The 26,829-nt window shown below is 67.3% G+C and carries 23 protein-coding genes; 14 read left to right on the forward strand and 9 right to left on the reverse strand.

The window, feature by feature from the left end:
- Positions 1-233 precede the first annotated feature (233 nt).
- A complete protein-coding gene (locus VVS03_RS08545; RefSeq protein ID WP_368520288.1) occupies positions 234-1,178 on the forward strand; it encodes a hypothetical protein in 945 nt (314 codons plus the stop codon).
- Between the two features lie 276 nt (positions 1,179-1,454).
- Entirely contained in the window at positions 1,455-2,633 is a 1,179-nt protein-coding gene (locus VVS03_RS08550; RefSeq protein WP_409338212.1) for a PepSY-associated TM helix domain-containing protein, read from the forward strand.
- Here the strand turns inward: VVS03_RS08550 and VVS03_RS08555 are convergent.
- On the reverse strand, positions 2,630-3,316 hold the full coding sequence (locus tag VVS03_RS08555; RefSeq protein WP_368520289.1) for a hypothetical protein: 687 nt from the start codon (positions 3,314-3,316) through the stop codon (positions 2,630-2,632). The two genes, VVS03_RS08550 and VVS03_RS08555, sit on opposite strands and share 4 nt — an antisense overlap.
- 122 nt (positions 3,317-3,438) lie before the next feature.
- Positions 3,439-5,274, reverse strand: a complete 1,836-nt coding sequence (locus VVS03_RS08560) for a long-chain fatty acid--CoA ligase (protein ID WP_368520290.1) — start codon at positions 5,272-5,274, stop codon at positions 3,439-3,441.
- 122 nt (positions 5,275-5,396) lie between these two features.
- On the opposite strand from VVS03_RS08560, the gene malQ reads away from it, so the two are divergent.
- Entirely contained in the window at positions 5,397-7,508 is a 2,112-nt protein-coding gene (malQ, locus tag VVS03_RS08565; protein ID WP_368520291.1) for a 4-alpha-glucanotransferase, read from the forward strand.
- Here malQ and VVS03_RS08570 read toward each other — a convergent pair.
- Complete coding sequence (locus tag VVS03_RS08570; protein WP_368520292.1) at positions 7,489-7,779, reverse strand: hypothetical protein; 291 nt, start codon at positions 7,777-7,779, stop codon at positions 7,489-7,491. The two genes, malQ and VVS03_RS08570, sit on opposite strands and share 20 nt — an antisense overlap.
- A gap of 11 nt (positions 7,780-7,790) precedes the next feature.
- Entirely contained in the window at positions 7,791-7,973 is a 183-nt protein-coding gene (locus VVS03_RS08575; RefSeq protein WP_368520293.1) for a hypothetical protein, read from the reverse strand.
- 18 nt (positions 7,974-7,991) lie between these two features.
- Here VVS03_RS08575 and VVS03_RS08580 point away from each other — a divergent pair, with 18 nt between their 5' ends.
- Positions 7,992-9,128 (forward strand): carboxylesterase family protein, encoded by a 1,137-nt coding sequence (locus tag VVS03_RS08580; protein WP_368520294.1) that lies wholly within the window; start codon positions 7,992-7,994, stop codon positions 9,126-9,128.
- Here the strand turns inward: VVS03_RS08580 and idi are convergent.
- Both idi and VVS03_RS08590 read right to left on the reverse strand, forming a co-directional pair.
- On the reverse strand, positions 9,101-9,667 hold the full coding sequence (gene idi, locus VVS03_RS08585) for an isopentenyl-diphosphate Delta-isomerase (RefSeq protein ID WP_368520295.1): 567 nt from the start codon (positions 9,665-9,667) through the stop codon (positions 9,101-9,103). The two genes, VVS03_RS08580 and idi, sit on opposite strands and share 28 nt — an antisense overlap.
- Positions 9,664-10,212, reverse strand: coding sequence for a hypothetical protein (locus tag VVS03_RS08590; RefSeq protein ID WP_368520296.1), 549 nt, complete (start codon positions 10,210-10,212; stop codon positions 9,664-9,666). Before VVS03_RS08590 ends, idi begins: the two co-directional genes overlap by 4 nt.
- Positions 10,213-10,379: 167 nt before the next feature.
- Here VVS03_RS08590 and VVS03_RS08595 point away from each other — a divergent pair, with 167 nt between their 5' ends.
- The 4 genes from VVS03_RS08595 to VVS03_RS08610 all read left to right on the forward strand — a co-directional run bounded on the left by VVS03_RS08595 (position 10,380) and on the right by VVS03_RS08610 (position 15,945).
- Positions 10,380-12,266: an ABC transporter ATP-binding protein gene (locus VVS03_RS08595; RefSeq protein ID WP_368520297.1), complete on the forward strand. Its 1,887-nt coding sequence runs from the start codon at positions 10,380-10,382 to the stop codon at positions 12,264-12,266.
- Between the two features lie 20 nt (positions 12,267-12,286).
- On the forward strand, positions 12,287-13,408 hold the full coding sequence (locus VVS03_RS08600) for a MalY/PatB family protein (protein WP_368520298.1): 1,122 nt from the start codon (positions 12,287-12,289) through the stop codon (positions 13,406-13,408).
- 159 nt (positions 13,409-13,567) lie between these two features.
- Positions 13,568-14,905: a branched-chain amino acid transport system II carrier protein gene (gene brnQ / locus VVS03_RS08605; RefSeq protein WP_368520299.1), complete on the forward strand. Its 1,338-nt coding sequence runs from the start codon at positions 13,568-13,570 to the stop codon at positions 14,903-14,905.
- A gap of 53 nt (positions 14,906-14,958) precedes the next feature.
- Positions 14,959-15,945 (forward strand): LLM class flavin-dependent oxidoreductase, encoded by a 987-nt coding sequence (locus VVS03_RS08610; protein WP_368520300.1) that lies wholly within the window; start codon positions 14,959-14,961, stop codon positions 15,943-15,945.
- Here the strand turns inward: VVS03_RS08610 and VVS03_RS08615 are convergent.
- Positions 15,942-17,729 (reverse strand): BCCT family transporter, encoded by a 1,788-nt coding sequence (locus tag VVS03_RS08615; RefSeq protein ID WP_368520301.1) that lies wholly within the window; start codon positions 17,727-17,729, stop codon positions 15,942-15,944. The genes VVS03_RS08610 and VVS03_RS08615 overlap by 4 nt on opposite strands.
- Before the next feature lie 598 nt (positions 17,730-18,327).
- Here VVS03_RS08615 and VVS03_RS08620 point away from each other — a divergent pair.
- Genes VVS03_RS08620 through VVS03_RS08640 form a run of 5 tightly spaced genes read left to right on the forward strand, consistent with a single transcriptional unit; the run spans position 18,328 to position 23,788 of the window.
- Entirely contained in the window at positions 18,328-19,083 is a 756-nt protein-coding gene (locus VVS03_RS08620; RefSeq protein WP_368534329.1) for a GntR family transcriptional regulator, read from the forward strand.
- A 58-nt stretch (positions 19,084-19,141) separates the two neighbouring features.
- Positions 19,142-20,653, forward strand: coding sequence for an ABC transporter substrate-binding protein (locus tag VVS03_RS08625; protein ID WP_368521687.1), 1,512 nt, complete (start codon positions 19,142-19,144; stop codon positions 20,651-20,653).
- The gene (locus VVS03_RS08630) at positions 20,650-21,594 is read left to right on the forward strand and encodes an ABC transporter permease (RefSeq protein WP_368521686.1); all 945 of its coding nucleotides are present in this window, start codon (positions 20,650-20,652) and stop codon (positions 21,592-21,594) included. The genes VVS03_RS08625 and VVS03_RS08630 overlap by 4 nt, the downstream gene beginning before the upstream one ends.
- Positions 21,594-22,385 carry an ABC transporter permease gene (locus tag VVS03_RS08635; protein ID WP_368534670.1) on the forward strand — a complete coding sequence of 264 codons (792 nt, stop codon included), beginning with the start codon at positions 21,594-21,596 and terminating at the stop codon, positions 22,383-22,385. Before VVS03_RS08630 ends, VVS03_RS08635 begins: the two co-directional genes overlap by 1 nt.
- Positions 22,382-23,788: an ATP-binding cassette domain-containing protein gene (locus VVS03_RS08640; RefSeq protein ID WP_368534671.1), complete on the forward strand. Its 1,407-nt coding sequence runs from the start codon at positions 22,382-22,384 to the stop codon at positions 23,786-23,788. The genes VVS03_RS08635 and VVS03_RS08640 overlap by 4 nt, the downstream gene beginning before the upstream one ends.
- A 128-nt stretch (positions 23,789-23,916) precedes the next feature.
- Here the strand turns inward: VVS03_RS08640 and VVS03_RS08645 are convergent, their stop codons facing one another.
- Positions 23,917-24,285 (reverse strand): HNH endonuclease signature motif containing protein, encoded by a 369-nt coding sequence (locus VVS03_RS08645; protein ID WP_368534672.1) that lies wholly within the window; start codon positions 24,283-24,285, stop codon positions 23,917-23,919.
- A gap of 169 nt (positions 24,286-24,454) precedes the next feature.
- Positions 24,455-24,922: a hypothetical protein gene (locus VVS03_RS08650; protein WP_368520308.1), complete on the reverse strand. Its 468-nt coding sequence runs from the start codon at positions 24,920-24,922 to the stop codon at positions 24,455-24,457.
- Positions 24,923-25,136: 214 nt separating this feature from the next.
- Here VVS03_RS08650 and VVS03_RS08655 point away from each other — a divergent pair, with 214 nt between their 5' ends.
- Positions 25,137-26,825: an FUSC family protein gene (locus tag VVS03_RS08655; RefSeq protein ID WP_368520309.1), complete on the forward strand. Its 1,689-nt coding sequence runs from the start codon at positions 25,137-25,139 to the stop codon at positions 26,823-26,825.
- Positions 26,826-26,829: the final 4 nt, after the last annotated feature.

A 26,829-nucleotide genomic window follows, 5' to 3' on the forward strand; every position in this document is an offset into this window, starting at 1 on the left:
ACTGAGACGGGGGGCAGCCGCAAACCCAAGGAACACACCCAGCCAAAACACGCGAAAGGCACCACGGACCACGTCCGTAGCGCCTACTCGGCGTGCCCAATCGCGAGTTATCCACAGAAATGTGCCTCCGCGCGGGCGCAGAGGTGACAAACCGCACACGAACACTCAAGTTGTCCACAGGCGGCGGGTGGGGTCCCTTCCGCGGGGGAGGGTAGCCCGCGAGGCTAGGAACCATGAACTTTTCACCACAGTATTTCCGCTCGCCCGCACCCGACCACAGCAACGCTTTAATCAACCTCTCCAAGACCCGCAGCGACCACCCTTACGTCTGGCACCGCCTCGAAACCGGGGCGCTGCTGCGCGTCGCGGGCCGCTTCGCCGTCTCCGCGCGCTATTTCCACTCCCTCGACCACCAGGAGCAGGGCCGCCTGCGCGCCATCGCCGCGGGCCGGAGCTCCTACAGCGCCGTGGCGATTTCTGCGGCGGCGGCGCATATGCATCGTTTGCCGGTGGCCGGACCGGCGGCCAACGCGCCGACTGAGATGTCACTGACCAAACACAATCTCCCACCCCACGACCGGCAAATCCCCGGCATCATGTTCCGCAAGACGCGGATGAACCAGTACGACATCATCGACGGCATCCGCTGCGTTAACGCCGCCCGCGCCGTCGTCGACGTGGCGCGCTTCCACGGCTTCCTCTCCGGACTCATCGCCGGCGATGCCGCCCGCGCCCTCGGCGTCACCCCCACCGACTTCCGCCGCGAGATCCAATTCTTGGGCAAGGCCCGCAACATCCAGGTCGCCCGCCGCGTGGCGGAGCTGTCGAACCCGTCGGTGCGCCACGTGGGCGAGTCCTACGCCCGCGCGCTCATCCTCGCCTCCGGGCTCCTGCGGCCCCACCTCAACGACATGAAGCTATGCACGTTCGCCAGCACGGGGGCGCTCATCGGCATCCTGCTAAACAATTGGCTCGCCATCGAGGTCGAGGACCCGGCGTGCGGGACCAGTCGGCTGCACGCCTCGGCACTGCAGCAGCGCGACGATGCCCTCCGCCACGCCGCCTACCGCCCGCTCAGGCTGCGCTTCGAAGACCTCACCGAGCACCCGCGCCGGACGGAGGCCCTGCTGCTGAGCCACCTGAAGTCGCCAGGTAATTTCCGCGCGCACGCTGCCTAAACGCACCAATTTTCAACAACCGGGAACTTTTCGGGAATCGATAACGACTTCTTAGAAGAGTTTCCGGCTGCAGACGCGATACTCCTTGTCCTTAACCGTTTCTTCCTTCCACAAGGGATACTCGCGTGAACTTTATCAACACGGGCCTCGGGCCCTGACCAAACGCCTGCACTTCGACGCCGGGCTTTTCATCGCACCGTTCATCCTGGTCGCGGCCATCAGCGGGGCGGCTATGCCGCCGCCCCGCAGATCGAGAACGTCGTCTACCGCGATCTGCTGCACGTCAGCGCCAGCGATGCCCCACCCCAGCCGCTCAGCGACCAAGTCCGCGCCGCCCAGGCGGCCTACCCGGACTTCCCCGTCGAACAGGTCTGGCCGGCCGATGCCGCCACGGACACCACCCGCGTGCTAGTCGCCGACCCGGCGCTGGGCGAGTCCCGGCTGCTGGCCGTCTTCGTCAGCCCCTACGACTCCCACGTGCTGGGCGCGCAGCCGTCCTATTCGGGCGTGGGCGAGCTGCCCGTGCGCTACTGGTTCTCCCAGCTGCACAAGTCGCTCCACCTGGGCGATGTCGGCGCCCTGTACTCGGAGCTGGCGGTGTCCTGGATGTGGTTCGTCACCCTCGGCGGCCTGGCCATCTGGCTGTGCTACCGCCGCCCGCGCACCACGTGGTCCGGCCGCCGCGGCCTGCTGCGCCTGCACGGCACCCTAGGCACCTGGCTGCTGGTGGTCCTGCTCGGTCTGTCCGCGACCGGCATCACCTGGTCGAATGTCGCCGGGGCCAACGTGGCAACGACGATTAGCGCCCTGCGCGGTAGCGCCGACCCGGTCGATACCGCGCTGCCTAACCCGCCCGTCGTCGCCGGCCAGTGGTTCGACGCGGAGGTAGCCGACCAGGCCGACGGGGTCTGGCGCACCGCCCGCGATGCCGGGCTGACCGGCCCCTTGCGCCTCTTCCCCGGCGAGGACACCGCCCACGGCTGGCAGGCCGCCGAGCGCTGGGTGCCCTGGCGCCTGGCCTCCGATGCCGTCGCCGTCGATCCGACCACCCAGACCGTCACCGCCTCCCTGCCGTTTAGCGACCTGCCGCTGTTTTCGAAGCTGACCTCGTGGGGCACCTACCTGCACATGGGCATCATGTTCGGCCTGCCGCTGCAGATCCTGCTGCTGGCCTCGGCGGTCGCCATCGCGGTGATGATCGGCGCGGGCTACGCGATGTGGTTCAAGCGCCGCCCGACGCGGATTCCGGGCCGCCACCCGCAGCTGAGCTGGGGCGAGTGGGCCATCGTCGGGCTTTTTGTGGCGACGGCGGGCACCTTCCTGCCGCTGTTCGGCGCGACCCTGGTGCTGTTTATCGCCGTCGACCAGTGGAAAATGAAACGCCGCTGGAGAGGGAATCCAACGGCGTCGGCCCTTCCCTCAGACCAGAAGGAAGGAAGTCTAGTTAAGCCCTAAGCGGTAGCGTTGCTCGCCTTTTGGGCGGCGCGCTTGGCCGCCACCTTGGCCACGACGGCCTGGACGCGGGCGCGCTCTTCCAAAAACGGCGGCGGGTTGTGCCCGCGCATGGCGCGGACGTAGCCGGGGTGGGCATCGGCAACGCAGTGCTGCCAGGCCTGCAAGGCCACGCCGACGGTTTGTCCCACGCGCTTGTACAGGTGCGGCAGGGAGACCATGTCGAGGTTGCGCGCCACGGCATCGGTCTGCGCGAGGACGTAGTCGACCTGTTCGCGCAGGTTCTCGGCCGTCGCCCGGGTGCGGGCGTTAAGCGCGGTGGCCAGCTGGTGGACGTCGACCGGCGGGCCCGCCACGGCGTAGTCAGCCTCCAGGCGCGCGGCCGTCAGCCCGGCCGGCGGGGCCACGTCGAACTCCCCCGACGCCGCCGCGGAGATGGTCCCGGAGCGCACCCCGGAGACCAGCGCCTGGCGCAGGCCGATGAGCTCGCCCACGCACCGGCCGGCGTCCACGCGGGCGTCGGCGATAATGTCGTCGAGCTCGGCCACGCAGTCCACGACCAGCTCGACGTCCCAGTCCTCCAGCGCCTCGATGAGGTGCTCGATGTACTCGGCCACCTCGTCGCCGATGTTGTAGATCTCCTGCGTCAATTCGCGGTGGCGCAATTCAGCAGCCAGTTTGTGCATATCGTCCTTTCCGCGAACAAACCCAATCCTGAAGTAAAGGTTGAGACTTACCGTTGACGCTTGCTGACTTTAGGCGAGAACCTGGCAACTTTCTGGGCGACACTCCGAGAAGATTTTTATCTCTAGCGCTTGTAGATGTGCTCGATCGCGGACGCGTAGCGTTGAGCGACGACGTTGCGCTTGACCTTCATGGTCGGCGTGAGCTCGTTTTCCTCCTCCGTCAGGTCGGATTCCAGGATATAGAACTTCTTGATGCCCTCCGCGTGGGAGACGGTCGCGTTGACCTGGTTGATGGCGTCCTGGATTTCGGCGCGCAGGGTCGGGTCGGTGGCCACGTCCTGGGCGCTGCGGTTGGCCGGGATGTTGTATTCGCGCTTCCAGCGCTCCAGCGCCTCCGGCTCCAGGGTCAGCAGCAGGCCGACGAAGGGCTTGCCGTCGCCGACGACCATCGCCTGTGAAATCAGCGGGTGGGAGCGCAGCATGTCCTCCATCGGCCCCGGCGAGACGTTCTTGCCGCCGGCGGTGACGATGAGATCCTTCTTGCGGCCGGTGATCATGATGTGGCCGGAATCCAGGATTTCGCCTAGGTCGCCGGTGTTGTACCAGCCGTCCTCGAGCGCGGCCTCGGAGGCTTCCGGGTTGTTCCAGTAGCCGGCGAAGACGATGTCGCCCTTGATGCAGATTTCGCCCTCTTCGTTGGTACGGATGGTCACGCCCTCCAGCGGGCGGCCGACGGTGCCGATCTTCTGGTCCTCAAAGTCCACGGCGGCGGCCGCGGCAACCTCGGTCAACCCGTAACCCTCGTAGACCGGCAGGCCGATGCCGCGGAACCAGTGCAGCAGGTCGTGGCTCATGGCCGAGCCGCCAGTAATCGCGTAGCGCACCTGCCCGCCCACGCCCTCGCGGATCTTGGAGTAGACCAGCTTGTCGAAGAGCTTGTGCTGGGCGCGCAGCAGGCGGTTGGGCCCTTCCGGGGTGTCCTGGGCGCGCGAGTAGTCCTGGGCGACCTTCTCAGCCTGGCTGAACAGGGCGGCCTTGACGCCGGAGCCGTCGGCGGCCTTGGCGGCGGCGGAGTTGTAGACCTTCTCGAACACACGCGGCACGCCCAGTATGAGGTTCGGGCGGGAGCGGGCGAATTCGATAGACAGGGTGGAGAAGTCGGACCAGTGGTTCTGGGTGGCGCCGCCGATGGCCACGGCCAGCGAGACCGCGCGCGAGAGCACGTGCGCCAGCGGCAGGAAGGTCAGCACGCGGGTGCCCGGCACGGCGATGTGCCCGATGGGGTTGGTCAGCAGGCCGCGGACCTCGGCCAGCCAGTTGCGGTGGGTGAGCATGCAGCCCTTCGGCCGGCCGGTCGTGCCGGAGGTGTAGACCAGCGAGGCCAGGTCGTCGGTGCGCGTGGCGGCGATCCGCTCCTCGATGGCCGAGTCCTCGATCCCGCGGCCCTCGAACTTGAGCGTGTCAATGGCGGCGGAGTTAATCTCCAGCACGCGGCGCAGCTGGGACGGGGAGTCCTTGAGCATCGGCTGCCCGTCGTCCTGGAGGACCAGGTGACGCACCAGCTCGGAGTGCTCGCGGGTTTCGGTAATGGCCAGCACGGCGCCGGAGTCTTCGATGATCCACTGGACCTGGGACATCGACGAAGACGGGTAGACCGGCACGGAGCTAGCGCCTACCGCCCAGATGGCGTAGTCCAGCAGCGACCACTCGTAGCGGGTGGCCGAAATCAGCGCGATGCGGTCGCCCTTCTCCACGCCGCAGGCCATCAGCCCCTTGGCAACCTCGAAGACCTCGGCGATGAATTCCTTGGCGGTGACGTTAACCCATTCGTAGTTGGCCGGGCGGGTGAACATGACCCCGTGCGGGCGGGCCTTGGCGGTGGCGATAAGGGCGGTCAGGCAGGTCTCGCCCTCTTCGATCTCGAATTCTGCAGGGGTATGTACTTCCGGTAGGGTCACAATTTTCCTTTCAGGCCTGCTTTAAGAACATGACCATTTCCTCATAAACCGTGGTCCACTCTACCAATTGTCGCCTCCCAGTCAGCCAGCAACACCGCAGTTTTCATGGCACAATGAGCACCGTGACTTCCCGCCACCTCCTCGACGAGCTCGCCGCCCACCACGGGGTCGCGACGGGCTACACCGCCCAGTCCGGCGAGCACATTGCTATCGATTCCCCCACCATCATCGGCACCCTCCGCGCCCTCGGCGTCGGAATCCCCGCCGAGCCCAGCGACGACGATCTCACCCTGCAGCTCTACTGGGACTACCAGGACTCCGCCTCCCGCCCGCTGCCGGCCTGCGTGGTCGCCACCGCCGGCCACGAGGAGCCCTTCGTGGTCCACGTCCCCGCCGGCGCGCCGGCCGAGGTCACCGTCCACTTGGAAGATGGCGGCACCGCGCCGACCTACCAGGATCCCAACGACTCCCCCGACGTCGAGGTCGACGGCAAGGCCTGGGGCGAGGCCAGCTTCCACGTGCCCGGCGACTTGCCGCTGGGCTACCACGAGCTGCACCTTTCCAGCGCCGATCTGGAGGCCAGCTGCCCGCTCATCGTCACGCCCTCCCACGTGGATACCGCGGACGAGCTACTCACGGACCCGGGCACCGGCGTCATGGCGCAGCTGTACTCGGTGCGCACGGCCGCCAGTTGGGGCATCGGCGACTTCCACGACCTGGGCGCTTTGGCCGAGCTCGTGGCCGAGCACGCGGGCGCGGATTTCCTGCTGGTCAACCCGCTGCACGCGGCCGAGCCCTTCCCGCCGGTGGAGGATTCGCCCTACCTGCCAACGACCCGCCGCTTCATCAACCCGCTCTACCTGCGCGTCGAGGACGTGCCGGAGCTGAAGCTTCTCGATGCCGACACCCGCGCCGACGTCGCCGAACTCGCCGCCGAATTCCAGCTGGCCAACACCACCGGCGAGTTCATCGATCGCGACGCCATCTTCGACGCCAAGCTGCAGGTGCTGCGCGAGCTGTTCTTCCTGGAGCACACCGAGGACCGCCGCGCGCAGTTCCGCGAGTTCACCCGCACCGAGGGCGCGGGCCTGGCGGAGTTTGCCCGCTGGTGCGCCGAGGCGGAGTTGGCGGCGCAGGCGGGCAGGCGGCATCGGCAGCAGGCGGGGCTGGACCAGCTGACCGAGTACTACAGCTGGCTGCAGTTTCTGTGCGCCGAGCAGCTGGCCGCGGCCCAGGACCGGGCGCGGGCGGCCGGCATGCGGGTGGGCATCATCATGGACCTGGCCGTGGGCATCCACCCGGGTGGGGCGGACGCGGTCAACCTGGCCGAGTACCTCGCGCCGCTGGCGTCGGTGGGCGCGCCGCCGGACGCGTACAACCAGCTGGGCCAGTACTGGTCGCAGCCGCCGTGGCACCCGGTGCGCCTGGCCGAGGCTGGCTACGGGCCGTGGCGGGACCTGCTGCGCACGGCCATGCGCCGCTCCGGCGGCCTGCGCGTCGACCACATCCTGGGGCTGTTCCGCCTCTACTGGATCCAGCGCGGCCTGCCGCCGACGGCCGGGACCTACGTGCGCTACGACTCGCGCGCCATGGTGGGCATCCTGGCGCTCGAGGCCCAGCGCACGGGCACCGTGGTCATCGGCGAGGACCTGGGCACGGTGGAAGAATCGGTGCGCGACGAGCTGGCCCGCTACGGGATTTTGGGCACCAACGTGGTCTGGTTTGAAAAGGCCGGGGACACGGAAAACGCCCGGCCCTCGGCGGATTACCGGCGCCTGGCGCTGGTAGCCGTGGGCACGCACGACATGCCGCCAACGCTGTCCTACCTGCGCGGCGGGCACATCACCCTGCGCGAGGAGCTAGGCGTGCTCACCCGCCCGGCCGAGGTGGAAGACGCCGAGGACCGCGCCTGGCAGCAGGCCGTCTTTAACCAGCTGGCCGCCGAGGGCTTCCTCGACCCGGCGGTTAGCCCGCGCCCGGACGACGAGCTGGCCGTTATCGAGGCCCTGCACCGCTTCGCCGCGGCCACCCCGGCCGCGCTGACGGTGACGAACCTGGTGGACATGGTCGGCGACACCCGCGCCCAAAACCAGCCGGGCACCACGCACGAGGTCTACCCCAACTGGTGCGTGCCGCTGTGCGATAGCCAGCAGCGCCCCGTGCTGCTGGAAGAGATCCCCCGCCAGCCGCTCTTTGCCCGCCTGGCGGCGGCCGCTAGACGAACAGCCCGATAAGCGCGGCGACGATGACCAAGGCGATGAGCAGGCGCAGGGTCGGGGTGACCTGCGAGCGCGGCAGGGCGCGCTTGCGCTTCGGCTGCGCCGCCCCGCTCGCTTCGGCCGCCTCGCCTGTTTCGGGCACCTGGGACCCGGACAAGCCCTCGCGCGGCTGGTAATCCGGGCGCGACTGATCCGCCGACGGGTTTACCTGCGGGTCCACCGGCGAATACGGGCGGTGGGAACGCCCGACCTCTTCCGGGGCGTCCGCGGAGTGCTTGTCATCCATAACGTCTCATCCTAGTGCTGTCCGGGCCGGCGGTGGAATCGGCGGGCGCACCAGTCGATGACCAGCATGAGCACCCACGCCGCCACGACGAGCGCCGGGACGACCGTCAGCAGCATGATCACTACCTGCAGCCACATGGGGGCCGAGGCCACGGCCTGGGAGGTGGCATCGGCAAGCTGCGTAAGAAGGTCCATGGCCTATGATCTTATAGCATGGCGCCAGAATCCCTCGAGCTTCCCGCAGCTGCCCCGGCAGATCCCTTCGATGCCGCCCCGCAGGTCGGCGCGCTGACCATCACCCGGCCTACAAGCACGCGCCCGGGCGCGGACCTGCCCGTGGTGGTCTTCATCCACGGCGGCGGCTTTGATTCCGGCTCCCACCGCGAGACCATCGGCGACGCGCCGGCCCGCGCCGGCCTGATCCTGGTCCAGCTCAGCTACCGGCTGGGTCTGGCCGGCTTCGCCCGCTTTGAACGCGACGAACCGCGCTCCTACCGCGGCATCAACGACTGCCTGGCGGGCCTGGAATGGGTGCAAAAGAACATCGAGGCCTACGGCGGGGATCCGACCAACGTGACCCTGGTAGGCCAGTCTGCCGGGGCGGCGATCGCGCTGTGGCTGTGCCGGCGCGATCACTTTCGCGGCGGCTTCCGCCGGGCCGTAGCGCTCTCACCGGCCTTCCCGCGCGCCCCGTTTTCCCGCCGCAAGGCCAGCCTACGCACCGCGCTGAGCGCCCCGGTGACCCGCCGCAGCCTGTCCAAGCTCGCGCAAAGCGGCCGCCTGGAGCGCGGCTACCGGCGCTTCCGCGCCCGCCACGCCCTGGACATCGCGCTCGGGCCGTGGCCGCTGGAGCCGGCGGAGCTCGCCGCGGTCCCCCTGGTTATTAGCAGCACCCGCGAGGAGATGTGGGACCAGCCCGGCGCGCGCCGCCTCGACCGGTTCCATATCCCGCCGCGCCCGCTGGCCGCGGCGCTGAGCCTGCCGCGCTTTGCCACCTGGCGCGCGGGGACCCACTCGGTCACAAACCGCGCCGTGGTCGGCGATGCCGCCATCCGCCGCTGGGTCGCCGCCGTGGCCCACCAGCACCCGCACCCGGAGCTGGTCCGCCACATCGAGTTCGTCCGCTCCGACGGGGCGCCGGCGCGCCACTGCGACGACCTGCCGGCCCTCTTCGACCCCGCCGACGGGGTCTTCGCCGACTGGCTGGCCCGCTTCGCGCGCACCGGCGACGCCGGCTTCCCGGCCGGCACGGCCCGGCGCTTCGATCTCGCCACCGGCGCCCACGCGGAACACCCGGGCCCTCTGGACTACCTGTGGGCCTGCTACCGCCCGGACACGCCCAACAGGTAGTCGCGCAGGGCCGGCTCGGCCAGCTCCTCGACCATCCAGGAGCTAAAGGCAAACGGGGTGGCGCAGGCGGCATCGATGAGCGCGCAGGCAGTAACCCACTGGTAGGAGTCCACCTCGTCCGGGTTGGGCGCCAGCTCGGCGGCCGGGTCCAGCTCCAGGACGAAGACGGGGCAGATCTCGTTTTCGACCACACCGGAGGAATCCACCGCGCGGTAGGAGAAATCGGGCAGCACGCACTCCGGCCGGGCGACATCCCGCAGGCCCAGCTCGAAGGCGGCGCGGCGCAGGACGGCATCGGCGGTGTCTTCGCCGGGGCCGGGGTGCCCGCAAAACGCGTTGGTCCACACGCCCGGCCAGGTCTTCTTCCCCAGGGCGCGGCGGGTGACGAGGACTTCGTCGCCGCGGTGGACCCAGGCGGAAAACGCGAAGTGCAGCGGCGTGTTGTCCGTGTGGACCGTGGCCTTGTCGGCGGTTCCGGCCGGCTGGCCGGCGGCGTCGGCGAGGACGACTAGTTCCGGGGCGGGCGTCTTGGGCGTCATAGGTTCAGGTTCCCCACCCAGGTGACGTTGCCGAGGTTTAGGCGGGCATCGGTCAGCGCGGTCGGGGACGCGTCGACGCGGTACTGGACGTTGGTGGTCGCCTTCTCCCCCAGCGGGTAATCGAGCCCGGGCGGGTTGACGTCGGAGTTGACCTCCGGGTCGTAGTCCAGCAGGTCGACCTCCTCGTAGCTGCTGCCGGAGCGGTATTCGAGCTTGGGCTCGCCGATGGCATCGGCCGGCAGGGGCACGTCGTTGAGGTTTTTCAGCGCCACGGTGACCACGGAGCCCTGGACGCTGTCGGCGTAAACGCCCTGCAGGGTCCACTCGACGTTGAGGCCCTCGTCCTTGACGGTCTGGGTGAGGTCGTCCTTGACTTCCTTGTCGGGCACGTCCTCCGGCTCGAAATCGGGCATCTCGGAGGAGGTGACCGTGATTTCTTCGTCGGGGCTCAGTCCAGCTTCTCCGGGCTCGAGCACGCTGCAGGCCGCAAGCCCGAGCGCGCACACCGGCACCAGCCCGAGGGCCCGCCACTGCGAGTTATTCACCGTGGATTATCTCCCGTCCGTGTAGTACTTGCTCGCCGTAAGCTTAACCGACGCAGCCGGCATTTATAGCATCGACGTCCCGTTTGCCTGGCGTGCCGGACCGGCCTAGTATCTGTGGGTTCCCGTGACTTAATCAAAAACAACGCTCAAGGTAGTGGAGGCAGGGCATGAATTCTTTGGCCCGGATCGTCAAAAGCGCGTGGGCACTGTGGCCCTATTACCTCGGGGTGGTGTCGACCGCCACTCTGGCCGCCGCGCTGTCGCTGGCCTCGCCGTTTATCGTGCGCGAGGCCACCGACACCATCGTCGCGGCCGTGTCCGGCGACAGCCCCGCCGAGACCGCCCTGCGCACCGTCCTCTGGCTCGCCCTGCTGCTTTTTGCCGCCGATGCCCTAGGCTCCATCTTCAACAACCTGGGCGGCTACGTCGGCGACGTCATGGTCTCGCGGCTGAGGCAGATCCTGTCCACGCGCTACTTCGCCAAGCTGCTGTCCCTGCCGCAGCGCTACTACGACAACCAAATCACCGGCACAATCATCGCGCGGCTGGACCGCTCGATCATGTTCGTCACGCAGTTTTTGCAGTCCTTTTCCAACAACTTCATCTCCATGCTGCTGCAGGTCGTGGCGATCCTGATTATCACCGCCTTCTACTACTGGCCACTGGCCATCATGCTGGCGCTGCTCTTCCCTATCTATATGTGGCTCACGGCGCTGACCTCCAAGCGCTGGCAGCGCTTCGAGGCGGTCAAAAACGAGCACATCGACGTCGCCAACGGCCGCTTCGCCGAGGTCATCGGCCAGGTCAAGGTCACCAAGTCCTTCGTGGCGGAGCTGCGCGAGCTGACCAGCTTTGCCCGCCACTACCGCGGGTACGTGGAGACCACCCGCCCGCAGTCGCGCTGGTGGCACACCATGGACGGCCTGCGCGGGCTGGCGATGGCCGCCATCTTCTTCGGCATCTACGCCGTCATCTTCTGGCGCACCCTGGGCGGCCACTTCAGCCTGGGTGACATGGTCATGCTCATCCAGATGGTCACCATGGCCAAGCAGCCGGTGTTCATGATGAGCTGGATCGTCGACTCCGCGCAGCGAGCCATCGCCGGCTCCCGCGACTACTTCCGCGTCATGGGCGAGGACGTCGAGCCGACGGCCAACCCGGCGCTTATCCGCGCCGCCCGCGCCGCCGATGCCACCGAGCCCGGCTCCCAAGACGTCGCACCGCTGGCGCAGACCCCGGGACAAGCGGGCTTTGCTTTCCACAACGTCTCCTTCTCCTACGAGGAGGGCAAGCCGGTGGTCGACGACGTCAGCTTCACCGCGCACGAGGGCCAGCAGGTCGCCCTGGTCGGCGAGTCCGGCGGTGGCAAGTCGACCCTGGTCAACCTGCTGCTGGGCCTGTACCGGCCGACGGAGGGCAACCTCGAGGTGCTCGGCCATCCGGTCCACGACCTGACCGCGGAGCAGCTGCGCGCCTCCGTCGGCGTGGTCTTCCAGGAGCCCTTCCTGTTTTCCGGCACGGTGCGCGAGAACATCGCCTACGGCAAGCCGGGCGCTAGCGATGCCGAAATCATCGCCGTCGCCCAGCGCGCCAACGCCCACGATTTCATCACCGCCTTCCCCGACGGCTACGACACCGTCGTCGGCGAGCGCGGCCTGCGCCTGTCCGGCGGGCAGAAGCAGCGCGTGGCGGTGGCGCGCGCGATGCTCAAGGACGCACCCATCCTGGTCCTCGACGAGGCGACCTCGGCGCTGGATACCAAGGCCGAGCGCGCCGTCCAGGCCGGCCTGGACGAGCTGATGAAGGACCGCACCACCTTGATCATCGCCCACCGCCTGTCCACCATCGCGGGCGTGGACACGATCGTCACGCTGGACCGCGGCCGAGTCCAGGAGATCGGCTCGCCGGCCGAGCTGGCCCAGACGGGCGGAATTTATGCACAGCTGCTGCAGCTGACTCAGTCGGCGTCTGCGGCGGATAGGCGGAGGTTGAAGCGTTTCGGCTTCGTCGACGGCAGCCCGGAGCGCGAGCCGGAAGAGGAAGCCGAGGACTAAGCGCTACTAGGCTGGGGGCCATGGAATTTCCGAGTCTTGAGCAACTAGCCGCCCGCGGCACCCGCAAGTGGACCGTCTACGACTCCGACGTCATCCCCCTGTGGATTGCCGAATCCGACTTCCCCACCGCTCCCGCGGTCAAGGACGCCATCCAGGACATGGTGGACCGCGAGACCTTCGGTTATACCCCGGCCCCGCGCTTGAGCGATCTGCCGGGAGCGCTCGCGGATTTTTACGCCGAGCGCTTCGGCTGGCGCCCGGACGAGAAGGGGATTTTCTGGATCGGCGACGTCGTGCGCGGCATGCTGCTGGGCGTGCAGTATTTCACCCGCCCGGACTCCCCGGTCGTCGTGCCGGTGCCGTCCTACCCGCCGCTTTTGGAGGTACCTGCCACCGCCAGCCGGGACAAGGTCGAGGTCTCGGCGGAGCTGGACTTGGGCGAAATCGAGCGCGCCTTCGCCGCTGGCGCCGGCTCCGTCCTGCTGGCCAACCCCTACAACCCGCTGGGCCGCGTGCTGGACGAGGACTTCCTGCGCGGCCTGGTCGATCTCGCGCGTACCTACGATGCCCGCATCCTGGCCGACGAGATCCACGCCCCGCTGGTCTTTGACGGCCAGCACACGCCGGTGGCATCGTTGGGCCCGGACGTGACCATCACGGCGACCTCGACGTCGAAGGCCTTCAACGTGGCCGGGCTCAAGTGCGCGCAGATGATTTTTTCCAACCCCGCCGACATCGCTACTTGGAAAAAGCTGACCGGGGTGGCCAAGGACGGCACCGGCACCCTGGGCGTCATCGCCGCCGAGGCGGCCTACCGCGACGGCGGCGAACACCTCGACGAAGAGCTGGCCTATCTGAAGCAGACCCGGGACTGGCTGCTAGCCGAGCTTCTCCAGCGCGTGCCCGGCGTTAAGACCGCCTGCCCCCAGGCGACGTACCTTTTGTGGCTGGACTTTTCCGACACTAAGATTGGCTCCGATCCGCACCCGGCCCGCTGGGTGCTGGACAATGCCCGCGTCGCGCTCAACGAGGGCTCCACCTTCGGCACCGGCGGCGAGCACCACGCGCGGTTGAATTTCGCGACTTCCCGGGAGATTCTGCAGGAGGCGCTCGAGCGGTTGGGCTGCGCCTTCGAAAACTAGCACCCCGTCTTTACTTTCTCATACAGTGGGCGGTATTGTCTCATTATGCGAACGGCGCGACCCGCCGGCCATAACCCGCCGCACGGCCCCACACCACCCCCGTGGGGCTCGGTGGCGGGAGCGATACTATACGACCCCTGTCAATGAAGGGCTTAAGCAATGGCTCAACCCGTTACGTCCGCACCGAAGCGGCCCGCTGTGACCATCGTCGTGGCGGCGCTCATGTTGTTTTCGATGTTCTTCGGCGCCGGCAACCTCATTTTCCCGCCCATGGTGGGCGTGTCCTCCGGCACTAACTTCTGGCCCGCCGTCCTAGGCTTCCTCGCCGCCGGCGTGCTGCTGCCGGTACTGGCGGTCGTGGCAGTCTCGCTGTCTGGCCGCAGCGTCCGTGACCTGGGAGCCCACGGCGGCGCCTGGTTCGGCGTCGTCTTCTCCGCCATGGCCTACCTGGCCATCGGCGCCTTCTACGCGCTGCCGCGTACCGGCGCGGTCTCCATGGAAACCGCCATCACCCCGCTGCTGGGCTGGGAAGGCACCTCCGCCAACGGCATCTTCAACGCTGTGTTCTTCCTGATCGCGCTGGCGCTGTCCTGGAAGCCGAACTCCATCATGGACACCCTGGGCAAGTTCCTGACCCCGGCCCTGGTGGCCCTGCTGGCGCTGCTCATCATCCTGGCCACCACCGCCAACCCGCGGAACCCGGGCGTGCCTACCGAGGACTACTCCAGCTCCCCCATGGTCACCGGCCTGTTCGAGGGCTACAACACCATGGACGCCATCGCGGGCCTGGCGTTTTCCATCGTCATCGTGGGCTCCCTGCGCAGCAAGGGCTTCAAGTCCACCAAGTCCCTGATGGGCGGCACCATCACCGCCACCCTTGTCGCCGGCGGCCTGCTGGCGGCCATCTACCTGGGCCTGGCCTGGCTGGCGCAGACCCTGCCCAACGGCCAGGACTACGAGTCCGGCGCGGTCCTTTTGGCCGATTCCGCCAATATGACCATGGGCACGGTCGGCCAGGCGGTCTTCTCCACCATCGTACTGCTGGCGTGCATGACCACCGCCGTAGGCCTTATCACCGCCTGCTCCGCCTTCTTCGAGATGCTGGTGCCCAAGACCACCTACCACTTCTGGGCCGTGGTCTTTACCGCCCTGTCCATCCTGCTGGCTTTCCAGGGCCTGGACACCGTGCTGTCGGTGGCCGTGCCGTTTATTACCTTCCTGTACCCGCCGGCCATCACGCTGATCTTCATCACGCTGCTGCAGCCGCTGGTGAAAAAGGCCGTGACCTTCTACTGGGGCTACCGCTTGAGCCTGTGGGTCTCCGTCCTGTGGTCCGCCCTGACGGTCCTCGCCGACCTCGGCTGGGCCAGCGCCCTGGAGCCGATGCTCAACCTCTCGCCGGGCCAGGCGCTGTCGCTGGGCTGGGTCGTTCCCACCGTGATTGCGTTCGTCATCGGCGCGGTTATCGATGCCCTCGTGCGCCCCGCCGCCGAATAAAATCCGCCGCAGGTACCGTGGGTAGCAAGATGTCGTCTTCCGAAGGAGCACCATTGACTACCCACGCACCGCTTTCCGTTCTGGACTTCTGCACCATCTACGAGGGGGAGACCGCCGCCCAGTCCATGGCCCACTCGGTCACCCTCGCCCAGCGGGCCGAGGAGCTGGGGTACAAGCGCCTCTGGTACACCGAGCACCACAACATGTCCACCATCACCTCGTCCGCCCCGGCGGTGCTGATTTCCCATATTGGTGCCCACACCAACAGCATCCGGCTGGGTTCGGGCGGGGTGATGTTGCCTAACCACGCCCCCTACGTCATCGCCGAGCAGTTCGGCACGCTGGCCGAGCTCTACCCGGACCGCATCGACTTGGGCGTCGGCCGTGCCCCCGGCACCGACATGCACACCTTGGGCCGCGCCCTGCGCCGCGACGGCAACGCCGCCGAGCGCTTCCCCGAGGACGTCCGCGAACTGACCAAGTACCTGGCCGGCAAGTCCATCATCCCGGGCGTCCAGGCCGTGCCCGGCGCCTACACGCACGTGCCGGTCTACATCCTGGGCTCGTCGATGTTCGGGGCATCGCTGGCCGCCAAGTACGGCCTGCCCTACTCTTTCGCCTCGCACTTCGCGCCGCAGCACCTGGAGGCCGCGACCAAGTACTACCGGGACAATTTCCAGCCCTCCGACGTCTTAGCCGAGCCCTATGTCATCGCCGCGGTCAACGTCACCGCCGGCGATACCTCCGAAGAGGCCGCCGAAATCTTCGAGCGAGTCGGCTTCAACCGCGTCAAGTCCTTCGCCGGCCGCGGCAAGTTCCTGACCGATGAACAGGTCAACCAGATCATCGGCTCCTACCAGGGCCAGCAGATCCTGGAGATGCTGCGCTACTCCGCCGTCGGCACCGGCGACGAGGTCCGCGAGTACCTCGAGTGGTTCCAGGATCACGCCAGCGCCGACGAGCTGATGGTCTCCATTCAGACCAGCAGCCGCGCCGAGACGCTCAAGTCCCTGGACATCCTGGCCCAGGCCTGGTTTTAAGCCCGGGGCCGGTCCCCCGAGCCGGCGGGGCTATCGCCGTCCCAATCGTCGTCGAAGTCGCCGCCGACCCCCAAGTCGCCTTCGACGATGATATTGCCCGGGATGCGCATATTGCCCTCCTCGTCGTATTCGAGCTCGGGGCGATCCAGTTCGTTGCCCTCGCTGTCGTAGCCAGGGGCGGGGCGGGCATCGGCGGCCTCGTACTTTTCCGGAGTGTCCGTCTTGCTCCAGTGGCGGGTGCGGGTACGACGTTGGGCCGCCGAGTCGTCGTTCATGCCCTTGACCAGGGAGTACATCATGACGAATTCCATCAGGAAGAACGGCAGCGCAACCACGATAACGACTTCCTGGATGGCCTCGATGCCCGTGTCGTTGATAAACAGCAGCGCCGCGGTCACCAGGCCGACCGCGCAGGCCCACGAAACTCGGTAATACGTCGGGGTCTTGTTCTCCTCGCCGCTAGCGAAGGTGTCCATGACCAGGGCCGCCGAGTCCATCGAAGTAATAAAGAAGACGATGATGACCGCCAGCGCAAGCGTGCCGGAGAGCATATACAGCGGGTACTGCTCCAACAGGGCAAACAGCGCGACCGGGGTATCCCCGTCCTCGACCACCGGCTTGGTCAAAATGCCGGGATTGCCCAGCTCCGTCTCGATGGCCGCGCGGCCGAAGATGGAAAACCAGACCACGACCACGATGGTCGGTAGCGCTAGCACGCCGCCGATGAACTGGCGCACCGTGCGCCCGCGCGAGATGCGTGCAATGAACATACCCACAAACGGGGCCCAGCAGATGGTCCAGGCCCAGTAGAAGGCCGTCCACGTGCCCTGCCAACCCGGGTTCTCCTCGAAGGAGTCCGTCCAGAACATCAGCTCCGGCAGGGAGCTGGCGTAGCCGCCGAAGGCCTCCACCGTATGCTTGAGCAGAGTCAGCGTTGGGCCCATTACGAGGACGAATAACATCAGCACGAAGGCGGCGACGATGTTGACGTTCGACAGGATCTTCACGCCGCGGTCTAGGCCAGACGCCACGGAGATGGAGGCGATAGCCGTAACCACCACGATGATGAGCACCTCTACCCAGCCGACCAGCGGAACGTCGAACATGATGTTCAGGCCGGCATTAATCTGCAGCACGCCCAGGCCCACCGAGACGGCGAGGCCGAAGACGGTGCCGATGATGGACAGGGCATCGATAAGCTTGCCGGGCCAGCGGTAGACGCGCTTGCCGAGCAGCGGCGAGAAGACCGAGGACATGCGGGCGGGCATCTTGCGCTTGTAGACGAAGTAACCCATCGCCAGGCCCGGCAGGGCGAACGGGACCCACATGTGCACCGCGAAGTGGTAGTAGGTGAAGTGGAAGCCCCGATCGATGGCCTCCTGGCTCATCGGCTCCAGTCCCCCGCGCGGCGGGTTAAAGGAGTGGTGGAGCGGCTCGGCCGCACCCCAGAAGAGCAGGGTCGCGCCCAGGCCGGCGGCGAAGAGCATGGAGAACCAGACCGGCAGGGAGTACTCGGGTTCGTCATCGTCGTCGCCGAGGCGCAGATTGCCATAACGAGAGACGAAGATTCCAATCAAAAAGACGAAAATAATTGAGAAGCCGCCGATGTACAGCCAGCCCAAGTTGGTAAGCAAGGAATTGGAGGCGACCGCGTAGAGATCGCGGGCCCGGGCCCCGAACAACAGGGTGCCGGCCACGAAGACGACGATAAAACCGGCGGCCACTAAGAAGACAAAGGGGTCGGTCTTGAGCCCAAGAAACCTCTTGGACCGATCGGAAGACATGGGGAATGATCCTTTCCTTGGACGAAATATTTCGTTACCAGAGTAGCGGACGCCACCGCCCGAATCGACGAAACTGAGAATTAATAATCAACCCCCGCCCGATTGACCCACCGACGGAAGCAAAAAATCTACAGATGTAGATATGTACACAGATCAAGGTGCCACAGTTGTGCCACACTCAAACAGCATGGAAGCGGATTTGTATACACTTCCCACCCCTGGTGTCTCCACGCCGACTATGTGACTTATCTATCCTTCTAGGTTTTCTTAGTTTCACGCACGCTCTCGCGCCCTAGATACGCACCCCAGCAACCCTGCAATCGCGCTAGCTAGGGGGCGAACAGCGCGCCGGCAAGCCCCTCCAGATGGACACCATCCCATCGCCTTGACCTAGACAAAGCCTGTCTACATCCCAATAATTACTTGTATGTCGTTTTTTATAAAACCGTCATTCGTTACACTTGACATAACTAAGACAAACCGTTATTAAAACCCACGTTCTCCCCAGCTCGTGGGCCGGCCGACGCCTGCCACCCCAGGTGGCGGAAGCGTCGGCGTTTTCCAGCCTGCCTGGATTGAAGGGAGTACCGAACAACTAATGAGGCAGCACCGAGAACCGAAGCAGCACCTCAAGATCTGCAACTATCTGAAGGAGCAGATCCGCAGCGGCGAACTTCAACCAGGAGATCAACTGCCCAGCGAGGCCGAACTATGTGCGCAGTTCAACTCGTCGCGCGGCCCCGTCCGCCAGGCGATGGCCGTCCTGCGCACCGAGGGCGCCATCTCCTCCGGCCGCGGCCGGCGCTCCGTCGTGCTCGGCAACTTCAACGCCGAAACCTTCGACTCCATCATCTCCGTAAGCTCCTGGCTCAGCCAACACGGCTACACCCCGCAGCAGAAGACCTTCTGGCTGGCCCGCCGCCCCGCCCCGGAGGACGTCGCGCAGCGCTTGGGCATCGGCGCCGACGAGCAGGTAGTCTACGTCCACCGCCTGCGCAGCACCAACGGCCGCCCGCTGGTCATCGAGCGCCTCTACTTCCCGATCGACATCGGGCAGGAAGTCCTCAACTTCGACGCCGACTCCGGCTCGCTGCACGCCCACCTGCGGGCCGCCGGCGTCGATTTCGACAATGTCAACCGGCGCATCCACATCGGCGCCGCCTCGGCCGACGATGCTGAAGCCCTCGACATCGAGCCCGGCTCCCCCATCTGGACGGTGGAGCTGCTCATCGCCAACCACCAGGGCCGCCCCGTCGAGCTGGCGGTCTACCGCTACCGCGCCGACGCCCTGTCGGTGAGCCTGTCCTCGGTGCGCGGCGGCGCCTCCCCACTGGAGGTATTCCCGGGGGTCTAGCGGCAGCGAAAGCGTGGCAATTTCGCCAAAAAGTGACGCGGTGCACTAACCTTTCGTTATGACTTTCCGAGGCAGACGCAGCGCGTCGCTGGCACTCGCCGCCACCCTGCTGTCCGGGTGCGCGGCCGGGCACACCACCGTCGTCGACCCGGCCCCCGCCGGCCAGGCCGCCGATACCCTCACCGTCGCCACCACCTCCCCCGCCACCTCGTTGGATTTCACCACCGTCGGCGGCGCGGCCATCCCGGCCGCCCTGATGAACAACGTCTACGAGACCCTGGTGGCCATCGATTCCGAGACCGGCGAAGTCGTGCCCCAGCTCGCCACCGACTGGGAGGTCTCCGCCGACGGCACCCACTACGTCTTCCAGCTGCGCCAGGGCGTGCGCTTTTCCAACGGCTCGCCCTTCAACGCCGAGAGCGCGGCCTTCAGCCTGAATTACGTCAAAAACCACTGGTCGAACGCGCTGTCCTCGCAGATGGCCGTGGTGACCAGCGCCCGCGCGACCGGCGACTACGAGCTCACCGTCGACCTGGAGCACCGCTCCAACAATTGGCTGTGGCAGCTGGGCACCACCGTCGGCGCGATGATGACTCCCGACGGCGTCGACGAGCTCGCCAGCCACCCCGTCGGCACGGGCCCCTACGCGGTCAGCAAGTTCAGCCCCAACGAGTTCGTGGCCTTAAGCCCCCGCGAGGACTACTGGGGCACCCCGGCCGCCCAGCCGGTCACGATTAGTTACTTCCCGGATTCGCTGACCGCCCTCAACGCGCTGCGCTCCGGCGGGGCCGACGTGGTCTGGGCGGTCCAGTCGCCGGAGCTGCTTGACGACCTGCCGGACGGCATCGAAAAGCAAGTCGGCACCACCAACGGCGAGGTGCTGCTGTCGCTGAACAACCAGGCCGCCCCCTTCGACGACCCGCGGGTGCGCCAGGCCGTGGCCTATGCCATCGACCGCCAGGCCGCCAGCGACATCCTCTTCGGCGGGCTGGCCACCGACACCGGCGCCGCCCCCGTGGCACCTACCGATCCCTGGTTCAGCGGCGAGGACTACTACCCCTTCGACCCGGAGCGGGCGCGCCAGCTGCTACACGATGCCGGAGCCGTCGGCGCCCCCATCACCATCACCGTGCCCACCCTGCCGTACGCGCAGACCGCCGCCGAGCTCATCTACTCGCAGCTGACGGAGGTCGGCTTCGACGTGCGGCTCGAGTCCGCGGAATTCCCCGCGGTGTGGTTGGGCCAGGTCATGGGCGCCCGCGACTACCAAGTCTCGCTGGTCTCCCACGTCGAGCCGCGCGATCTGACCACCTTGTTCGGCAGCCCGGACTATTACCTGGGCTACGATTCGCCGCGCGTGCGCGAGCTCTTCGCCGCCGCCGATACCGCCGACTCTCCCGAGCAATTCCGCGCCCTGACCTCCCAGGCCGTCGACCAGATCATGGCCGAGGCCGGCGCCGTAACACTGATGAACATGCCCAATATCGTGCTCACCCGGCCCGGCGTGACCGGGCTGCGCCCCGACATGGTTACCGACTCGGTCGACCTGACGGAGGTGAGCGCGCGGTGAGGGCAGGGGGCATCGTGAAGCTGGTGGGCCGCTACGTCTTCGTGCTGGCGGTGGCCAGCGTGGTCATCTTCGCCATGATGCGGGCGGTGCCCGGCAACCCGGCCCGCGTGGCGCTGGGTATCAACGCGACCGACGAGGCCGTCGCCGAGCTCAGCGCCACCCTCGGCCTGGATCAGCCGCTGCTGGCCCAGTACGCCGAGTGGATGGGCGGGCTGCTGCGCGGCGATTTTGGCGTCTCGCTGGCCTCGCAGACCTCGATTACTGCCCAGGTGCTCGACCGCGCGCAGGTCTCGCTCATCCTGGTGGGGCTGGCGCTGCTGTTGGCGCTTATCATCGCGGTGCCGCTGGGGATTGCCAGCGCGCGGTACCCGGGGCTATCCGTGCTGAGCCAGCTGGGCATCGCGCTGCCGAACTTCCTGGTCGGCCTGCTGCTCATCAGCGCCTTCGGGCGCTGGCTGCCCGCCGGCGGGTGGGTGCCTCCCAACCAGGGCTTCGGCCAGTTCGTGGCGCACCTTATCCTGCCGGTGGTCTCCCTGGCGCTGGTGCAGGCGGCCATGCTGACCCGGTATGTGCGCGCCGCCGTCCGCGAGGTCATGGGGCAGGACTATATCCGCACCGCCCGGGCGTTGGGGGCCTCGCCGACGCGCGCGCTTATCCGCCACGGGCTGCGCAACGCGGCCCTGCCGGTGCTGACTGTCGCCGGGGTGCAGCTGACCACGCTGGTTATCGGCGCCGTCGTCATCGAATCCGTCTTCGTGGTCCCCGGCCTGGGCAGTATGCTGCTCGATGCCGTCGCCAACCGCGATCTCACCACCGTCCAGACGCTGGTCATGCTCCTGGTCGCCTTCACCCTGACGGTGAACCTGCTTGTCGACGTGGCCTACCGCCTGATTGATCCGCGCCTGGCGCGGACCCGCGCGGGCGTTAAGGAGGCCGCGTAATGCAGAAGTACTTAGGCGCCGTCCTGGTGGCCATCCCCGTCGTCTTGGCGCTGGTGTCCCTGGTGTGGACGCCCTATCCGCCGGACCTGGCCGACACGGCCGCCCGCTTGGTCGGCCCCGGGGCCGACCACCTGCTGGGCACCGACCGGTTTGGCCGCGACGTGGCCGCGCGCATCATGGTCGGATCCCAGGTCACGCTGCTGGTCGGCGTGCTCGCGGTCGGCATCGCGGCGGTAGTGGGCGTGCCGCTGGGGATCATGGCCGGCATGGGCTACGGCGACTGGCTCATCATGCGCGCCTCCGACCTGGTACTAGCCTTCCCGGCGCTGCTGCTGGCGATTGTTGCCGGCGCCGTGTGGGGCCCGTCGACGGTCACGGCGATGGTGGCCATCGGCATCGCGGGCATCCCGGCGTTTGCGCGCGTGGCCCGCTCCGGCACGCTGCAGGTCATCCACCAGGATTACATCGCCTCCGCCCGGGTCTCCGGCGTGTCCGCGCCGCGGATCGCCTGGCGCCACGTGCTGCCGAATATCCGCGGGCTGATCATCGTCCAGGCCTCCGTCTACTTCGCCTTAGCCGTGCTCGCCGAGGCCGCCCTGTCCTACCTGGGGCTGGGCACTGCTCCCCCGGCCGCGTCCTGGGGGCGGATGCTGCAGGACTCCCAGACGCTCATGGGCACCGCCCCGTGGCTGGTGTGGGCGCCGGGGCTGGCCATCGCCGTGACCGTGTTGGGCTTTAACCTGCTGGGCGACGGGCTGCGCGACGCCTGGGATCCGAAGGAGGACGCATGACTTTGCTTGCCATCGAGGGCCTGCGCGTGGGCGACAGGCTCGTCGACGACGTCACCCTGCACCTGGACCGCGGCCAGCGCCTGGGCCTTATCGGTGAGTCCGGTTCCGGCAAGTCCCTGACCGCCCTGTCGGTGATGGGGCTGCACGACCTGCCGGTTAGCGGCAGCATCCGCTTCGACGGCCAGGAGTTGGTGGGGTTGGCGGATAAGCGGCATCGGCGGTTGCGGGGCAACCGGATGGCGATGGTCTTCCAGGAGCCCATGAGCGCGCTGGACCCGTCGATGACCATCGGCCGGCAGCTGCGCCTGGCCGGGGGACGGCCGGAGATGCTGGAGAAGGTGCTGTTGCCGGCATCGGTGGCGCGGCGCTACCCCTTCGAGCTCTCCGGCGGGCAGCGCCAGCGCGTGCTCATTGCCATGGCGATGGCGCGCACCCCCGACCTGCTCATCTGCGACGAGCCGACCACCGCCCTGGATGCGACTACGCAGGCCGAGGTCCTCGATCTTATCGACGCCCTGGCCGCCGAGAACGGCACCGCCGTGCTGTTTATCACCCACGACCTGCGGGTGGCTCAGCGGATGTGCGGCGAGATTGCGGTGCTGCGCGACGGGGCCATCGTCGAGGCCGGCGAGCACGTGCTGGACCGCCCGCAGCACCCGTACACCCAGCAGCTCGTGCGCGCCTCGCGGCTGCCGGCCGGCGATGCCGCCCCCTCGCGCCAAGACCCCGTCATCGCGCTGGAGTCAGTCACCAAGACCTTCGGCGGCGCGGCGGCGGTCGAAGACGTCGACCTGGCGGTGCCGCGGGGCGGGCGCGTCGGGGTGGTCGGCGGCTCCGGGTCCGGCAAGACGACGGTGCTCAAGCTCATCGCGGGGCTGGAGCGCCCCGACAGCGGTTCGGTGCGCGTTGACGGGCGCGTGCAGATGGTCTTCCAGGATCCGCAGGGCTCGCTCAACCCGCGGCTGACGGTGGGCCGCTCCATCGTCGAGGGCGGCGCCGGGCCTCAGGAGGTCGCCCGCGTGCTCGAGCAGGTCGGGCTCAAAGCCAGCGATGCCTCCCGCTTCCCCCACGAGTTTTCCGGCGGGCAGCGCCAGCGCATCTCGATCGCGCGCGCCGTGGTGGGCCGGCCCGACATCGTGCTCGCCGACGAGGCCGTCTCCGCGCTGGACGTGTCCGTACGCCGGCAGGTGCTGGACCTGTTCGACTCGCTCATCGATGCCTACGATCTCACCGTCGTCTTCATCTCCCACGACTTGTCCGTGATTCGCTACCTCTGCCCCACCGTGGTGGTCATGCACGAAGGCCGCGTCGTGGAGGCCGGGCCGACGGCCGAGGTATGGGAGAACCCGCAGCACGACTACACGCGCGAGTTGCTGGCCGCGGTGGAGGATTCCTCGGTTTAGGGATTTAGGCATTTAGGCACGCCGAGTAGGCGCTACGGACGTGGTCCGTGGCGCCTTTCGCATGTTTTGGCTGGGTGTGTTCCTTGGGTTTGCGGCTGACCCCCGTGTCAGCCGTCCGCCGTCAGCCGTCAGGGCCCGCCGCCCCAGGGAGGATCCCAGGTGATGTGGCCGTGTCTTCGGTTGACCCGGCCGTGCCTGGGGTAGGCCGGGTTGTCGTCGTTCCACGAATTATGGAACTCGCACAACAAGGTGAGATTCTCCTGGTTGGTCTCACCGCCATCGGCCCACGGGTGGATGTGGTGGACCTGGCATTCGTCGGCTGGTTTCCGGCAGTTCGGCCAGGCACAGGTGGTGGTTTCCGCCTTCGCCATGTCTTTTTGTTTGGAGGAGGCGTGGCGCTGGTAGCGGTACTGGTTGACCGGACCCCGCCTCGGATCCACCAGGGTGGCCAGGCCCGCGTCCAACAAGCATTGGCGGACGTACTCGGCACCCGTCATGGTGGTGCCGTTGGTGAGCTGCAGGGTGATTTCGTCCCCGTCACCGGCAAGGATGCGTACCCAGTCGGGCAGGGGGTGACCACGTGCGTGGCCTTCTGTTGCTTGTTCAGCCCGCCGCTAAACAACGCCTCGACATCCGGGATGGTCTTAATTGACGCCCAGAGGTTTTCTACCAACTCCGGATCACCGGTAACAAAAAAATGCTGGGCCCATCCTTGCGGCGGGTGACCCGCACGCCTTCGGCCGGCGGTGCCGGGCGGTTGAGCTCCAAGACCTTTTGGTTGGCCAGTCGGCGCAGCTGCTTGGTGGTGCCAGGAGTGTTGCACAGTTCGATGAGCATCGCCCAGGCCTCGCCCTGGTTGCGCACCCGCCGGAAGGCGTTGTCCAACACCAGCAGTGTGTCGAGGTGGTGTCCGGATTCCGCGGCGCCTTTCCTCGCGGCGGCTTGCTTCCTCGTGTAGGTGGTGTGTCCGAAGAAGGTCTGGCAGGCGCGGTAGTGGGCGGCCGCGGCAACGTCGGACATGACAGCCTTCAGGGCAGGCAGGCTCAGCTCGCGGCACAGGCCCACGTAGGAGATCCCGTCCGCGAAGATGGAGTGCGCTGCTTTCAAAGTGTCCATGGCTGTCGTTGCTGTCATGCCCCACACGCTAGAAGCACGCGTCAACCCCCACAAGGGCACAAATTCGCGCCTGTGGATAACTCCACCGACCGAGTGAAATAGTTAACGCTCGGGAACCACCGCCTGTGGACAACAGATAACTAGGAGTACAAAAGTTCGCGAAAACCCACAGGAAGAGTACGCTGTATAGGCCGAACAAATTTGATACGAGAAAGGAACGTGTAGCAGCACCGTGACGGACAACCCTACTCCCCAAAGACCAAGTACCCTCCAGCTGCTGACCACCTTCCACTCCTCCGCCCCGCGGTGGCCCGGCGCGCTGCGCGCCGCGCTGGCCATCCTCCTGCCGGGCTGCGTGGCCCTGCTGCTGGGCTATCCCAACGCCATCCTGCTCATCGCCACCGGCGCGTTCTCCGTCATCTACGGCGAGGGCCACCCTTACCGCACGCGCGCCCGGATCATCGCGGTGGCCGGCACGCTGCTGGTCCTCGGATCGGCGACCGGCACCCTGGTGGGCACGCTGGTCTTCGCGCCCGGCCACGGGCACTGGTGGCTCATCCTCTCGGCGCTGTTTACCGTGGTGCTGGCCACCACGGCAGCCTTTGTCCAAAACGCCCTGCGCCTGCCCCCGCCGGGCGGCTTTTTCATCGTGATGGTCTCAGGCGGGTCCACGATGCTCGCCCGCAGCGGCACTCACGTCGGCGAGGTCATCCTGTGGGCCTGCGTCGGCGCGGCGACGGCCTGGCTGCTCGGCATGGCCCCGGCGCTGCTGGACAAGCACGGCCCGGAGCGGCGCGTCGTCGCCATCCTGGAGCGCGCGGCCGAAGACTACGCCAACGCCGATAAGGACCACCTGGCCCGCCACCACCAGGCGCAGACGGCGCTGTCGAATGCGTGGCAGTCGCTGGCGGATGCGGGCATCGTTAGCGGTGGGCGCATTATCAACCAGTCCCAGTCCGAGCTGGTGCGGCGCACGCTGGCGGCGCAGCGCAGCATCGTCAGGCATAACCTGCGCGACGAATTCGGCGCCGCCGAGGCTCTGCTCACCGACACCCCCAACGACATCGACCCCAGCCGCACCGTCATCCCGCATAGCCGCCCGACGGTGACCTACCGCCTCTACCGCTCCGCGGTGCGCAACGGGCACGCCTTCATCACCACCGAGCGCGTCTTCTTCGCCGGCCTGGTCACCGCGCTGCTGGGCGTGGCCCTCGGCCTGGGGCGTCCGGACTGGGGTGCCATTTCGGTCCTGCTGATTCTGCAGTGGGGCCCGGACCGGGTGCCGGGCACGGTGCGCGCCATCCACCGCGCGGCCGGCTCGGTGCTGGGCGTGTGCCTGTTCGCCACCTTCCACTACTTCGGCGTGTGGGGCTGGTCGCTGCTGATCGCACTGGCGGCCTGCCAGTTCTTCGCGGAGATTTTCGTGGTGAAAAACTACGCCTTCTGCGTCATCTTCTCCACCCCGCTGGCGCTGCTGATGGGCAATTCGCAGGCGCCGGAGCTCGCCCCCGTCGTCGGCGCGCGCATGGCGGAGATTTCCCTGTCCATCCTCTTCGCGTTGCTGGTGCTGTGGCTGTACCGGCCGGCATCGGCGGCGCTGAACCACCACCGCCTGCAGATCCGCTGCTACGAGTCGATGGGCGCGCTGCTGGGCGCCCTGCTGACGGAGACGCCGCAGCAATCGCTGAGCCAGCGCCGCGACCTGCAGTACGAGCTGCTGTCCGAGCGCCGCTCCATCCAGTCGGTGGAGGCCAACCAGCCCGATCGCGTGGGCGAGTTCAGCGCCCAGCACGAGGCCATCCAGCACGCTGGCTACCAGCTGCTAGACTTTTGTAACTTGGCGCCGGATACCCAACCCAGCGCGGCGGATATCCAGCAGTTGGCGGACAAGGTGCGTATGGCCAGTCCGCAGGCCCGCTAGCTAG

This window comes from Corynebacterium sp. LK2537, from assembly GCF_040946485.1.
GTDB lineage: Bacteria > Actinomycetota > Actinomycetes > Mycobacteriales > Mycobacteriaceae > Corynebacterium.

Excerpts from the sequence above, each read along its gene's own strand:
- VVS03_RS08545 (WP_368520288.1), top strand. The coding sequence starts at position 234 with ATGAACTTTTCACCACAGTATTTCCGCTCGCCCGCACCCGACCACAGC.
- VVS03_RS08555 (WP_368520289.1), bottom strand. The coding sequence starts at position 3,316 with ATGCACAAACTGGCTGCTGAATTGCGCCACCGCGAATTGACGCAGGAG.
- VVS03_RS08570 (WP_368520292.1), bottom strand. The coding sequence starts at position 7,779 with ATGGATGACAAGCACTCCGCGGACGCCCCGGAAGAGGTCGGGCGTTCC.
- VVS03_RS08575 (WP_368520293.1), bottom strand. The coding sequence starts at position 7,973 with ATGGACCTTCTTACGCAGCTTGCCGATGCCACCTCCCAGGCCGTGGCC.
- VVS03_RS08580 (WP_368520294.1), top strand. The coding sequence starts at position 7,992 with ATGGCGCCAGAATCCCTCGAGCTTCCCGCAGCTGCCCCGGCAGATCCC.
- idi (WP_368520295.1), bottom strand. The coding sequence starts at position 9,667 with ATGACGCCCAAGACGCCCGCCCCGGAACTAGTCGTCCTCGCCGACGCC.
- VVS03_RS08595 (WP_368520297.1), top strand. The coding sequence starts at position 10,380 with ATGAATTCTTTGGCCCGGATCGTCAAAAGCGCGTGGGCACTGTGGCCC.
- VVS03_RS08600 (WP_368520298.1), top strand. The coding sequence starts at position 12,287 with ATGGAATTTCCGAGTCTTGAGCAACTAGCCGCCCGCGGCACCCGCAAG.
- brnQ (WP_368520299.1), top strand. The coding sequence starts at position 13,568 with ATGGCTCAACCCGTTACGTCCGCACCGAAGCGGCCCGCTGTGACCATC.
- VVS03_RS08615 (WP_368520301.1), bottom strand. The coding sequence starts at position 17,729 with ATGTCTTCCGATCGGTCCAAGAGGTTTCTTGGGCTCAAGACCGACCCC.
- VVS03_RS08620 (WP_368534329.1), top strand. The coding sequence starts at position 18,328 with ATGAGGCAGCACCGAGAACCGAAGCAGCACCTCAAGATCTGCAACTAT.
- VVS03_RS08625 (WP_368521687.1), top strand. The coding sequence starts at position 19,142 with ATGACTTTCCGAGGCAGACGCAGCGCGTCGCTGGCACTCGCCGCCACC.
- VVS03_RS08635 (WP_368534670.1), top strand. The coding sequence starts at position 21,594 with ATGCAGAAGTACTTAGGCGCCGTCCTGGTGGCCATCCCCGTCGTCTTG.
- VVS03_RS08640 (WP_368534671.1), top strand. The coding sequence starts at position 22,382 with ATGACTTTGCTTGCCATCGAGGGCCTGCGCGTGGGCGACAGGCTCGTC.
- VVS03_RS08645 (WP_368534672.1), bottom strand. The coding sequence starts at position 24,285 with ATGACGGGTGCCGAGTACGTCCGCCAATGCTTGTTGGACGCGGGCCTG.
- VVS03_RS08650 (WP_368520308.1), bottom strand. The coding sequence starts at position 24,922 with ATGACAGCAACGACAGCCATGGACACTTTGAAAGCAGCGCACTCCATC.